The organism is Halorussus halobius, assembly GCF_004765805.1.
Taxonomy (GTDB): Archaea; Halobacteriota; Halobacteria; order Halobacteriales; family Haladaptataceae; genus Halorussus; species Halorussus halobius.
The window spans coordinates 228628-241458 of the sequence record NZ_SBIU01000005.1; the positions used below are offsets into that span (position 1 = coordinate 228628).

General features: G+C 70.6%; 8 protein-coding genes and 1 pseudogene. 7 read left to right on the forward strand and 2 right to left on the reverse strand.

Annotation, left to right across the window (positions count from 1 at the left end; all coding sequences use genetic code 11):
* Nucleotides 1-47: 47 nt before the first annotated feature.
* Genes EPL03_RS15430 through EPL03_RS15440 form a run of 3 tightly spaced genes read left to right on the forward strand, consistent with a single transcriptional unit; the run spans nucleotide 48 to nucleotide 5126 of the window.
* Nucleotides 48-1700 (forward strand): ABC transporter permease, encoded by a 1653-nt coding sequence (locus tag EPL03_RS15430; protein WP_135830226.1) that lies wholly within the window; start codon nucleotides 48-50, stop codon nucleotides 1698-1700.
* A gap of 37 nt (nucleotides 1701-1737) precedes the next feature.
* Nucleotides 1738-3015 (forward strand): ABC transporter ATP-binding protein, encoded by a 1278-nt coding sequence (locus EPL03_RS15435; protein ID WP_394346952.1) that lies wholly within the window; start codon nucleotides 1738-1740, stop codon nucleotides 3013-3015.
* A complete protein-coding gene (locus tag EPL03_RS15440; RefSeq protein WP_135830228.1) occupies nucleotides 3012-5126 on the forward strand; it encodes a DUF7846 domain-containing protein in 2115 nt (704 codons plus the stop codon). Before EPL03_RS15435 ends, EPL03_RS15440 begins: the two co-directional genes overlap by 4 nt.
* A gap of 7 nt (nucleotides 5127-5133) precedes the next feature.
* Here EPL03_RS15440 and EPL03_RS15445 read toward each other — a convergent pair whose 3' ends face one another.
* The gene (locus EPL03_RS15445; RefSeq protein ID WP_135830229.1) at nucleotides 5134-7218 is read right to left on the reverse strand and encodes a prolyl oligopeptidase family serine peptidase; all 2085 of its coding nucleotides are present in this window, start codon (nucleotides 7216-7218) and stop codon (nucleotides 5134-5136) included.
* A gap of 254 nt (nucleotides 7219-7472) precedes the next feature.
* Here EPL03_RS15445 and glpK point away from each other — a divergent pair, with 254 nt between their 5' ends.
* The 3 genes from glpK to EPL03_RS15460 all read left to right on the forward strand — a co-directional run bounded on the left by glpK (nucleotide 7473) and on the right by EPL03_RS15460 (nucleotide 10514).
* A complete protein-coding gene (glpK, locus tag EPL03_RS15450) occupies nucleotides 7473-9011 on the forward strand; it encodes a glycerol kinase GlpK (RefSeq protein ID WP_135830230.1) in 1539 nt (512 codons plus the stop codon).
* A gap of 61 nt (nucleotides 9012-9072) precedes the next feature.
* Nucleotides 9073-9744, forward strand: coding sequence for an HAD-IIB family hydrolase (locus tag EPL03_RS15455; RefSeq protein WP_135830231.1), 672 nt, complete (start codon nucleotides 9073-9075; stop codon nucleotides 9742-9744).
* A 317-nt stretch (nucleotides 9745-10061) separates the two neighbouring features.
* Nucleotides 10062-10514, forward strand: coding sequence for a ferritin-like domain-containing protein (locus tag EPL03_RS15460; protein WP_135830232.1), 453 nt, complete (start codon nucleotides 10062-10064; stop codon nucleotides 10512-10514).
* Nucleotides 10515-10575: 61 nt separating this feature from the next.
* Here the strand turns inward: EPL03_RS15460 and EPL03_RS15465 are convergent, their stop codons facing one another.
* On the reverse strand, nucleotides 10576-10875 hold the full coding sequence (locus EPL03_RS15465) for a DUF5779 family protein (RefSeq protein ID WP_135830233.1): 300 nt from the start codon (nucleotides 10873-10875) through the stop codon (nucleotides 10576-10578).
* 402 nt (nucleotides 10876-11277) lie between these two features.
* On the opposite strand from EPL03_RS15465, the pseudogene EPL03_RS15470 reads away from it, so the two are divergent.
* A pseudogene (locus EPL03_RS15470) lies at nucleotides 11278-12507 on the forward strand (LeuA family protein); the annotation flags it as partial.
* Nucleotides 12508-12831: the final 324 nt, after the last annotated feature.

Here is a 12831-nt window from a genome sequence, read left to right on the forward strand (position 1 = left end):
CGTGAGCGACCTCGACGAGATAACCGAATGACGGGACTCGACCGACTATGACCGTACTCGACCGACTCGAAGACTACGTCGCGCGCGCCGGCGTCGGCGTCGCGGAGGACGGCGACTCGCTGCCCGTCGGGCTGACGCTGCTCAGCGCGGGCATCGCGGTCGCGGTCCTCTCGCCGCTGCTGTGGATATTTCTCCGCGCGGCCGACGTCGGCGTCGAGTCGTCGGTGCGGCTGCTCGCCCGGTCGTCGACGGTCGACATCCTGGTCAACAGCGTCGCGCTCGTGACGGCCGTCACCGTGGCCTCGGTCCTCCTCGGCGTTCCGCTGGCGGTGCTCACGGTCGAGACCGACCTCCCCTTCCGCCGGTTCTGGACGGTCGCGCTCGCGCTCCCGCTGGTGGTGCCCAGCTACATCGGCGCGTTCGCGTTCGTCTCGGCGTTCGGGCCGCGCGGCACGCTGGCCGACGCGCTCGCCGGATTCGGCATCGAGTCGATTCCCACCATCTACGGCTTTCAGGGGGCCGCGCTCGTGCTGACGCTGTTCGTCTACCCGTACGTGTTCCTGACCACCCGGGCGTCGCTGCTGTCGTTCGACGGCCGGCTCGTGGAGGCCGCCCGGACCCTCAACCACTCGCGGTGGGCCGCGTTCAAGCGGGTGACCCTGCCCCAGATCGCGCCGGGCATCGCGGCCGGAGCCTTGCTCGTCGCGCTCTACACCCTCTCGGACTTCGGGACGCCCAACATCATGCGGTTCAACGTGTTCACGCAGGCCATCTACGTCGAGTTCAACACCTTCGGTCGGGACACCGCCGCGCTGCTGTCGCTCGAACTGCTCGCGGTGACGGCCGTCATCGTCGCGCTCGAGTCCCGCATCGGCGACGGCGACAGCGAGAGCTACGCCGGCGGGGGCGGGCGCACGACCCGCACCCCGCTGGGCGCGTGGAAGCTACCGGCGCTGTTGTTCTGCGCGACCGTGGTCACGCTCGCGCTGGTGGTGCCGGTCGGGGTGCTGTTCATGTGGCTCACCCGGAGCGGGCCGGGCTACGCGGGCGGCGGCTTCGCGTTCGAGTGGGCGTACGGCTGGAACTCCACGTACGTCTCGCTGCTGGCGGCGGCGGTCGCCACCCTCGCGGCGGTGCCGGTGGCGTACCTCGCCGCGCGGTATCGGTCGGTGGTCACCGCGCTGCTAGACCGCGCGACCTACGTCGGCTACGCCACCCCCGGCATCGTGCTCGGCATCGCGCTGGTGTACTTCGGGTCGTCGTACGCGCCCGCCGTCTACCAGACCGTCCCGCTGCTGGTGTTCGCGTACGTGGTCCGGTTCCTCCCGCAGGCGGTCGGCACCACCCGGTCGTCGGTGCTACAGGTCGACGCCAAACTCACCGAGGCCGCACGGACGCTCGGCCGCACGCCGGGCGCGGCGTTCCGGAAGGTGACCCTGCCGCTCATCGCGCCGGGCGTGATCGCCGGCGCGGCGCTGGTGTTCCTGACCGCGATGAAGGAGTTGCCCGCGACACTGCTGTTGCGCCCGACCGGGTTCGAGACGCTGGTGACCTACATCTGGAGCGTCCAGGAGGCGGGCTACTACGGGCAGGCCGCCGTGCCCGCGCTGATGCTCGTGGGCGTCTCGGCGCTCTCGATGGTGATACTGCTCAAGCAGGACGGAAGCCTGATTACACAGGAGGCTCGAAGCGATGAGTAACGACGCGGCCCGACCCGAACAGGCCGACGACCACACCATGGAACGAACCAATCCCGACTCGACGGGGGCGACCTACGACCCGACGGGGACCGCCGGCGAGGACGACGAGTTCGACGACGCCGAAACCGTGCTGGAACTCGACGGCGTTGTCAAGGAGTACGCCGCCGAGACCGCCGTCGACTCCCTGTCGCTGTCGGTCCGGGAGGGCGAACTCCTCACCCTGCTCGGCCCCTCGGGCTGTGGCAAGACCACCACGCTCCGGATGATGGCGGGCCTCGAACGCCCCGACGCGGGCGGGGTGCGCCTCGGCGGCGAACCGGTCGCCGACGACTCGCGCCACGTCGAACCCGAGGACCGCGACGTGGGGCTGGTCTTTCAGGACTTCGCGCTGTTCCCCCACCTCACGGTGGCCGAGAACGTCGCGTTCGGGCTGACTGACGCCGACGAGGAGGCGACCGACGCCCGCGTCGACGAACTGCTCGACCTCGTGGACCTGTCGGGCCACCGGGACGCCAGGCCGGGCGAACTGTCGGGCGGCCAGCAACAGCGGGTCGCGCTCGCGCGGTCGCTCGCGCCCGAACCCGACATCCTATTGCTCGACGAACCGTTCTCGAACCTCGACGTGCGCCTGCGGGTCGAGATGCGCGAGGAGGTCCGCCGGATTCTCAAGCGGGCGGGCGTCAGCGCGGTTTCGGTCACCCACGACCAGGAGGAGGCGCTGTCTATCTCCGACCGCGTGGCCGTGATGCACGACGGCCGAATCGAGCAGGTGGGCACGCCAGAGACCGTCTTCGAGCACCCCGAGTCGCGGTTCGTGGCGTCGTTCCTCGGACAGGCGGGCTTCCTCTCGGCGTGGTTCGAGGACGACGCGGTGGTCACGCCCATCGGCACGTTCGCGCCCCAGCGGCTCAACGGGCTGAGCGGCGAGTACGCCGGCACCGACCTCGACGTGCTGGTCCGGCCCGACGACCTCGAAGCCGTGGTGGTCGACGAGTCGGCGGCCGACGGCCACATCATCCACCGCCAGTACACCGGTCCCTCGTTCGTCTACCGGGTCGAACTCGACAACGGCGACGTGGTCCACTGCCAGCACAACCACGTCGAGGAGCTCGACATCGGCAAGCCGGTCCGGGTGGAGCTCGACGCCGACCACACGCTGGCGTGGTACCCGCCCCGCGAGGGCGGCGGCGCGCTCGACAGCCGGGTGTCGGGGTCGCTCTCGGAGGCGACCGGCGAGGCGGCCGACCCCGAGGGGATGGCGTCCGACCCCGACGAGGTGGCCTCCGACGGCGGCACGGACTCGCGACGGCGATGAACCGACGACGATTTCGCCTGCTCGCGGCCGGACTCGCCGGGCTCGCGGCCGCGACGGTGTTCGTCGTCGCCACCGAACTCTTTCCCTACCACTCGATAAATCACGACGAGGGCGTCTACCTCCAGCAGGCCAAGCTGCTGCTCGACGGCCAGTTCCGGCTGTTCCCGCCGGTGGCCGAGGCGTTCCGACCGTGGTTCTTCGTCGCGGACGGCGCGGGGCTGTATCCCAAGTACGCGCCGGTCCCGGCCGCGATGTTCGCCGTCGGGCAACTGCTGGGCGAACCCCGAATCACGCTCGCGCTACTCGCGGCGGGCAACGTGGCGCTGATGACGATGCTCGCGACCGAGGCGTTCGACCGCCGGACCGGACTGCTCGCGGGGGCGTTCCTGCTGGCCTCGCCCCTGTTCGTCGTGGACTCGTCGGTGTTCCTGCCGTACGCGCCCACGACGTTCTGGAACCTGCTGTTCGCGGTGGCGTACGTTCGGGCCGCGCGGGCCGAATCGTCGGCCGACGATTCGGCCCGAACGAGCTACGGCTACGCCCTGCTGGCGGGCCTCGCGGTGGGCGTCGCGTTCTTCTCGCGGCCCTACACGTCGGTCCTGTTCGCGACGCCGTTCATCGCTCACGCACTGTACTCGCTGGGCGTCGGCTTCTCGCGTCCGCGCGCGAGCCGGCTGTCGCTGACCGCGCTCGGCGGGCTCGCGGGCGTCGGGGTCGCGCTGGCGTACAACGCCGCCGTGACCGGGTCGCCGTGGACGTTCCCCTACGAGGCGTTCGCGCCACACGACGGCCTCGGCTTCGGCTATCGGGAGATACTGGGTCACGAGGAGGACTACACCCCGGCACTCGCGCTCCGAGCCAACGCGCGAGTGGTCCGGGCGCTGTTCACCGACTGGGTAATCGGCGGCCCGGTCGGCACCCTGCTCGCGGCCGCCGGCGTCGCCGGCTTCCTCGGGCGGGCGCGGCTCCGACCTCGCGAGTGGTCGCGGTCGTTCACCGACGCGCAGGCTCGGGCCGTCCTCGCGGGGCTGTTCGCGTCGGTCGTCGTCGGCAACGTCTACTTCTGGGGCAACTTCAACATCCTCGGGGACCTGACCGCGCCCGGCGACGGCCTCATCGCCGCGCTCGGGCCGTACTACCACTTCGACCTGCTGGTCCCGACGGCGGCGTTCGCCGCCAGCGCCACCGTCACCGGGTTCGACCGCGTGCGCGCGTGGGCCGGCCGGCTCGCGCGACCTCACGGGGGCGACCGGTCGCGTGCGGTCCCGGTCGCCCTCGCGCTCGCGGGAGTGCTCGTCCTCGGAGGCGCGACGGCGGGCGCGCTCGCGCCGACGGTCTCGGAGAACGCCGAGACCACGGCCGCCTACGGGGACGCCTACGAACCGTTCGCGGACCGGGCTCTCTCGGACGCCGTGGTGTTGTTGCCGACGCCGTACGGCGACTGGCTCAACCACCCGTTCCAGCACCTCCGCAACGACCCCGGCTACGACGGCGCGGTGGTGTACGCGCTCGACGACGACCCGGCGACGTTCGAGGTGGTGTCGTCGTTCCCGAACCGGACCCACTACCGGTACGTCTACCGGGGCGAGTGGGCACCCGCGACCGGGGAGTCGGTCGCGGCCGCGCTCGACCGCGTCCGGACCGTGGAGGGCGAGGCGGTCGCGGCGAACGCCACGCTCGCGCTCCCCGCCCGCGCCGAGGGGGTCTCGGCCCGGCTCTCCGCGGCGGGCGGGCAGGCCTACTACGCCGTCGAGGGCACGCCGGAGAACGTCTCGGTCGAGTTGCGGGTCGAGGACGGGACGGCCCGCCTCGTCGGCCCGCGCGTGAACGCGACCGGCGAGGACGCCGCCGTCGCGGTCGGCGACGACGACGAGGTGGACCTGGAAGTGTTCGTCGGCAACCGCGCCGGTAGCGGGTTCTCGTATCGGCTCGAACTGCCGGTGCGCCGGGCCGACGGCACCGTGCGCGCGCTCTCGCCCCGCCGGGAGGCGTGTCTCTCGCCCGCGACCTGCGGCGGGGAGGCCGCCTACGTCGCCGACGCGGTGCCCGAGGACGTCCGGATGACGACCGACCTGCGCGCGGTCGAGTCCGGGAACGCGACCGCGACGTGAACCGCGCCTAGTCGAGGACGTCGAGTTGGTCGTAGAGGAACGCCCATCGGTCGAGGTGCTCGTCGACGAGCATCGACGTGGGCTTCCCGACGCCGTGGCCCGTCCCGGTCTCGGTCCGGAGCAGGAAGGGGCCGCCCTCCGCCTCGGTTTGCATCCGGGCGGTCATCTTCCGGGCGTGGGACGGGTGGACGCGGGTGTCGCCCTCGGCGGTCTCGAAGAGGACGGCGGGGTACTCGCGGTCGGCGACGTTGTGGTACGGCGAGTACGCCCGGAGGGCGGCGAAGTCGTCGGGGTCGTCGGGGTGACCGTACTCGACGGTCCACGACTCGCCCAGCAGGAACTCGTGGAACCGGAGCATGTCGAGCAGGGGGACGCCACACGAGGCCGCGCCGAACAGGTCCGGGCGCTGGGTGACCGCCGCGCCGACCAGCAGGCCGCCGTTCGACCGCCCCATCGGGGCGAGGCGCTCGGGCCGGGTGTAGCCCGCGTCGATGACGCCCTCCGCGACCGCGACGAAGTCGTCGAAGACGTTCTGCTTGTCCTCGCGGGTGCCCGCCCGGTGCCACTCCTCGCCGTACTCCGCGCCGCCCCGGAGGTTGGCGTGGACGTAGACCCCGCCGTCTTCGAGGAACGGCGTCCGGAACCGGTCGTATGACGGGGTCTGGGTCAGCCGGAAGCCGCCGTAACCGTAGAGGACCGCCGGGTTGTCGCCGTCGCGGTCCAGCCCCTCGCGGTGGACCACGAACGCCGGGACCTCGGTCCCGTCGGCCGACTCGAAAAAGTGCTGTTCGATCGCGAGGTCGAGGTCGGACTCGGGGTCGCGCTCGACGAGCACCTCGGTCTCGCCGGTGGTCGCGTCGCCGCGAGCCACCCACGGCGGTCGCTCGAACGACTGGGCGCGGAAGAAGAACTCGGGCGCGTCGGGGTTGCCCGCCAGCCCCTCGCGGCCGATGGCGGCGTAGCCCGGCAACGCGACGTCGTGGCGGCGCTGGCCGTCGGTCCCGTACACCGACAGCGACGAGTGGGCGTCGCGCTGGTAGTGGGCCACGAGCGAGTCGCCCGCGAGGACGAGGTCCGTCAGGATGGCCTCCCGCTCGGGAATCACTTCCCGCAGGTCGTCGGGGTCGGCCGCGCTCGCGGTCGGGTCGCAGGCCAACGCGCGCGACCGAGGTGCGTCGTGGTCGGTCAGCAGGTAGACGGTGTCCTCGCCCGCGACCGCGACGAACGACGAGTCGACGTCCGCGACGAGTCGGACGAGTTCGCCGTCGCCGGGGCCGTCGGCTCCCTCGTCCGGTTCCCACCGGAACACGTCGGCGTGGCGCCACCCCTCGCTGAAGACGGCGACGAGCGTCCCGTCGACGGCGACGAGCTGGGGCCAGACGTGCTCGCCCACGTCGTCGGTCAGTACTGGGTCGTCGGCCGCCGGCGACTCGGCGGGTCGTTCGGAATCGTCGGTCCCGGAGTCCCCGACCGCGCGCTCGGCGTCGTCGAGTTCGTGGTACCGAATCGCCTTGTCGAGTTGGGAGCCGTCGGTCGCCGACCCCGTGGTGACGTAGTAGAATCCCGCGTCGGTCCACGCAAGATTCGACGGGTCGGTCCGGCCACAGTCCCGGACCACCGCGACCGCGTCGCCGGACTCGACGTCGAGGACCGTCACGTCGTAGTCCTCCTGTCCGTCCTCCCCGACGCCGTAGGCCACGAGCGACCCGTCGGGCGAGGGCGAGTACCAGTCGAGGGACTCGCCGTCGGCCCACTCGTTGGCGTCGGCGAGGACGGTCGGGTCGGCGTCGGGGTCCGGACGAAAGACGAGTTTGGCGCGGTCGTCGCCCGCGTCCCGGACGTACTGGAAGTAGCCCGCCTCGCGGGCCGCGAAGACGCCCCGCTGGGCGACCTCGGCGCGAGCGGCCATCCGGGGTTCGAGCGCGTCACGGGCGTCGCCGGCGATGACGCGGTCGGCGTACTCGTTTTGCTCGTCGACCCACTCGCGGACCTCGTCGTCGTCCGCTTCCAGCCAGCGGTACGGGTCGCGAATCTCCTCGCCGTGGAGCGTCTCGACGACCTCCCTGCGCTCGGTCTCGGGCGGCTCTGGCATGCCACGAACTCTTCGCTCGGTGAAACATAAAGTTCGGGAAGGGGCAAGGCGAACGGCTCGCGAGGGCACACCGCGACGCGTTTGACGAGCGGTGAAATCGCGAGCCAGCGAGCGTGATATCGGCGGTCCAGCCGGTTCAGCGACCGCGAGCGCGCCGAGGGCTTCGAGCGCGTCGTCCCAGCGGACTGGCGTGTCCGTCCACTGCCGGTTCCCGGAGCCGTAGCGTTATCACCCCGGGCGACACACGCCAACGCATGACCGAGCGCTACGTCGGCGCGCTGGATCAGGGGACCACCGGTACGCGGTTCATGGTGTTCGACCGCGCGGGCACGGTGGTCGGCGAGGCCTACGAGACCCACGAGCAACGCTACCCCGAACCCGGCTGGGTCGAACACGACCCGGTCGAAATCTGGGAGAACGCCAAGTCGGTCACGCAATCGGCGCTCGCGGACGCCGGCGTCGCGGCCGACCGACTGGCCGGCATCGGCGTGACCAACCAGCGCGAGACCACGTTGCTGTGGGACCGGGCGACCGGCGAGCCGGTCCACGACGCCATCGTCTGGCAGGACCGCCGGACCACCGACCGGGTCGAGGCGCTCCGTGAGACTGGCGTGGCCGACGAGATTCGGGCGAAGACGGGGCTCCAGCCCGACGCCTACTTCTCGGCGACGAAGGTCGAGTGGCTGCTGGAGAACGCCGCGCCCATCAAGACCCGGCGCGCCCGGCCCGCCGACCTCCGGGACCGCGCGGCCGACGGCGAGGTGCTGTTCGGCACCATCGACTCGTGGCTGATATACAAACTGACCGGCCGGCACGTCACGGACGTCACGAACGCCTCGCGAACGATGCTGTTCGACGTCCACGACCTCGCGTGGGACGACGAGTTGCTCGGGGAGTTCGGCGTCCCCGAGGCCTGCCTGCCCGAGGTCCGACCCTCAAGCGACGAGGACTTCTACGGCACTACCGACCCCGAGGGCTTTCTCGGCGCGGCGGTGCCCGTGGCGGCCGCGCTGGGCGACCAGCAGGCCGCGCTGTTCGGTCAGACCTGCTTCGAACCGGGCGAGGTCAAGAGCACCTACGGTACGGGGAGTTTCGTCCTGCTGAACACCGGCGAGGAGGCGGTCGACAGCGACCACGGTCTGCTGACCACGGTCGGCTTCCAGCGGTCGGGCGAGCCGGCCAAGTACGCGCTCGAAGGCTCCATCTTCGTCACCGGCGCGGCCATCGAGTGGCTGGCCGACGTGGGACTGGTCGAGAACCCGGCCGAGACCGAGCGCCTCGCCCGGAGCGTCGACTCGACCGACGGAGTGTACGTGGTCCCGGCGTTCGCGGGGCTGGGCGCGCCTCACTGGGACCAGCGCGCTCGCGGCACTATTTTGGGGCTGACGCGGGGCACGCGCCGGGAACACGTCGTCCGCGCGACGCTCGAAGCCATCGGCTACCGGACCCGGGACGTGGTCGAGGCGATGGTCGCCGACTCGGGCATCGAGCCGGCGCGGCTCAAGGTCGACGGCGGCGCGGTCGAGAACGACTTCCTCTGCCAGTTGCAGGCCGACGCGCTCGACCTCGACATCGTCCGGCCCGAGGTCGACGAGACCACAGCGCTCGGGGCGGCCTACGCCGCCGGCCTCGCGGTGGGCTACTGGGACGACCTCGACGAACTCCGCGCGAACTGGCGGGTCGACCGCGAGTTCGTCCCGGAGATGGACCCCGACCGCGCCGACGCCAAGTACGGCCGCTGGACCGAGGCGGTCGAGCGCTCGCGCGACTGGGCGCGCGACGACGAGGCCTGAGCGCGTCCCCTCGCCGAGCGCGAACGACCGCTTTTTACGAGTCGCCCGCGCAGGCCCACGCATGGCTCCGCCGCTCGTCCTCGACATCGACGGCACGATGACCCGGCCGGACGACTCCATCGACCCGCGATTCTTCGACGTGCTCCCGGAGTGGGACGCGCCGGTCGTGGTCGCGACCGGCAAGTCGTTCCCGTACCCGGTGGCGCTGTGTCACTTCCTCGCGATTCCCGAGTACGTCATCGCGGAGAACGGCGGCGTCGTCCTCGCGGCCGGCGAGATGACGGTCAACGGCGACGGCGAGGCTCCCCGGCGGGTCGCCGAGGCGCTGGCCGAGCAGGGCTACGACCTCGGGTGGGCCGCGCCCGACACGGTCAATCGGTGGCGCGAGACCGAGATCGCGGTGGCCCGCGACCGGCCGCTGGGCGAACTGGAGGAGCTCGCGGCCGAACACGGGCTGGAGGTGGTCGACACCGGTTACGCCTACCACGTCAAGTCGCCCGGCGTCGAGAAGGGCATCGGCCTGAAGTCGGTCGCGCGCCTGCTCGACCGCGAGCCCGAGGCGTTCGTCGCGGTCGGCGACTCCGAGAACGACGTGTCGACGTTCGGCGTGGCCGGCGAGTCGTACGCCGTGGCGAACGCCGACGCGAAGGCCAGAGACGCGGCCGACGTGGTGGTCGACCAGTCGTACTCGGAGGGGACGCTGGCGGTACTCGACGAACTCCGGTCCCGGTAGCGGCGGCGGCGGACGAGCGCGTTCAGGCGCTGGCCGAGGTCGGGGAGGTGTGAGTCTCGCTGCGCGGTCGCGGTGCGGGCCGGCGCGGGTACTCGGCGGCGTCGGTAGTCGCTCGCTCCTCCGACAGTCCCCCGTGTGGAGATGTGTGGGAACGGAAGGCTAGCTTGAACCGCTGAAACGACACCTGAGCCGCCGAATACCGCTAGTCCATCGCGCGACCGAACACCGTAATTTCACCGCACGAGAGCGTCCGACTCCGGTCCCAACGACGCCGCGACCACAACCATAAGGATGCCACCGGCCGTAGTTACGAACGCATGACGAGCGAACAAGTCACCAGCCTGCTCAAGGAAGCCTACGGGGACGAGATCGAGACCGTGATGAACTACCTCACCAACTCCATCGTCCTCGACGGCGTGAGCGCCGAGGAGGTCAAGGAGAGCCTCGAAGCCGACATCCAGGAGGAGCTGGGCCACGCCGAACAGCTCGGCCAGCGGCTCAAGCAACTCGACGAGCGCCCGCCGGCCTCCTACGACTTCGAGGCCCGACAGGAGAGCCTCCAGCCGCCCGAGGACAGTACCGACGTGCTGTCGGTCATCGACGGCGTGCTCGACGCCGAGGAGGACGCCATCCAGACGTACCGCGACCTCATCTCGGCGGCGACCGACGCCGACGACCCCGTGACCGAGGACCTCGCGGTCACCATCCTGAGCGACGAGGAGGCCCACCGCACCGAGTTCCGGGGATTCAAGCGCGAGTACGACGAGTAGCGCGGTCCGACCGCGCGAGGTGCCGCCTTCCGGCTGCTCGCTCGGTCCGGCCCGACCCGGATCACAGCCGGCTCGAATCCACCGTCACGTCCGGGGGCGTCACGACGAGGAACTCCCGGAAGTGGACCAGTTGGCCGCCGCGCTCTTTGACCAACTGGGCGAGGTCGGCCGCCAGTTCCGACAGGTCGCCCTCGACCGCCAGGACGAGGACGTCGCCGCCGTCGACCGTCTCGAACCACTCGCGCTCGTCGGTCGTGCCGTCGAGGACGCCGAGGACGATTCGGCGGTCAGCGTCGCCGTCGCCCTCGTCGGTGATCTCCTGCTCGACCGTCTGGAGGTCGAGGTCGAAGCCGTTTCCCATGTACGTCCGGTCGCACCCCCCGAACAAAACCCTACCCCTTACTCGGTCGTCCGGCTGGGCACCGCAACGAACTCAACGGGCGTTTGCCTGCCGCGAGGACGGCGATGACCGCGAGCGTGCGCGGTTTGTTCACGAGCCGCCAGCGCGCGCCGGCGTTCGGGTCGGCTCTCTCGCGCGCCCGATTGTTCCGGGCAGACGACCTCCAATCCAAGCCGCGCCACCACGAATAAAAAATCCTGTAAGGGATACGAGTTTAAGGATGATTAAGGAGTACCCACTCGACGTAGGTCGTTGATGGCTCGCGATTACGCACCTAATCCGTCAGTAACTGACACGTCCAACGTCGCCGGAAATCTGTCGCAGCGGTAGGCTTAAGTAGGAGAGTGGCCCCACCAGCGAGTACGATGTCCCACAACGACACGGACTCGTCCGGTACCAGCCGGGCGGGTCGAGTTCTTCGATGGCACGTTAGCCACTAACAGCGAATTCGACGCTGCACGGGTCTTCGACACGACCCTGCGGGATGGGGAACAGGCACCGCGTACGTCCTTCTCCTACGCCGAGAAGCGCGACCTCGCTGCCGCCCTCGACGACATGGGCACCCACGTCATCGAGGCGGGGTTCCCGGTCAACTCCGACGCGGAGTTCCGGGCGGTCAGCGACATCGCCGGCAGCACCTCGACCACCACCTGCGGGCTGGCCCGCGTGGTCGACGAGGACGTGGAGGCCGCGCTCGACTCCGGCGTCGAGATGGTCCACGTGTTCGCCTCGACCAGCGACGTCCAGATCGAGGACTCGATGCACTCGACCCGCGAGCAGGTCCGCGAGCGGTCGGTCGCGGCCGTCGAGCGCGTGAAAGAGGCGGGCGCGACCGCGATGTTCTCGCCGATGGACGCCACTCGGACCGACGAGGCGTACCTCACCGAGATCGTCGAGGCGGTCTCGGCGGTCGGCGTCGACTGGATAAACATCCCCGACACCTGCGGGGTCGCCACGCCCAGCCGGTTCGGCGACCTCGTCGGGCTGGTCGACGACCACACCGACGCGCGAATCGACGTCCACACCCACGACGACTTCGGCATGGCGGCGGCAAACGCCGTCGCCGGGTTCGAGTCGGGAGCCGACCAGGCCCAGGTGTCGATCAACGGCATCGGCGAGCGCGCGGGCAACGCGGCCTACGAGGAGGTCGTGATGACCGTCGAGTCCGTCTACGGCGTCGACACCGGCATCGACACCACGGGAATCGCCGACGTCTCGGCGATGGTCGAGGAGTACAGCGACGTGCCGGTCCCGGCCAACAAGCCGGTCACCGGCGAGAACGCGTTCGCCCACGAGAGCGGCATCCACGCCGCCGGCGTCATCGAGAACTCCGACACGTTCGAGCCGGGCGTGATGACCCCCGAGATGGTCGGCGTCGAGCGGGAGTTCGTACTGGGCAAGCACACGGGGACCAACTCGGTCCGCAAGCGACTGGAGGACTGCGGGTTCGACCCGACCGACGAGGAGGTACGAACGGTCACCCGCCGAGTCAAGGATTACGGCGCGGAGAAGAACCGCGTCACTGTCGGCGACCTCGAACGGTTCGCCCGCGAGGCCGGCGTGGCCCGCGAGGAACCGGAGGCGAGCGCCTGATGCGCTCGGCCCGATTCGCCCCGCCCGACCAGCGGCGCGTGGCGGCGTCGGAGCGGGTCCGACGCCCCGACTCGGGGCGGCAGTCGAACGTTTCACCAGTCCGGACTGTGTCACTGCTCGGCGGTTCGCACAAACGTTGCCACCAGGGCGGGTATTATGACCCCACGGGTTCCAAGCAATCGAGTACGGATGCGACAGACCACCACCACCACTCCGGGCACGCTCGTCGGGAGCGGTGTGGCTGTCGAGCGCGAGCTGATTATTGTAGGGGTCTGACCCCCTACACCACCACTTCTCCGAACCGTCAGTTCGCATCGTTGCCGA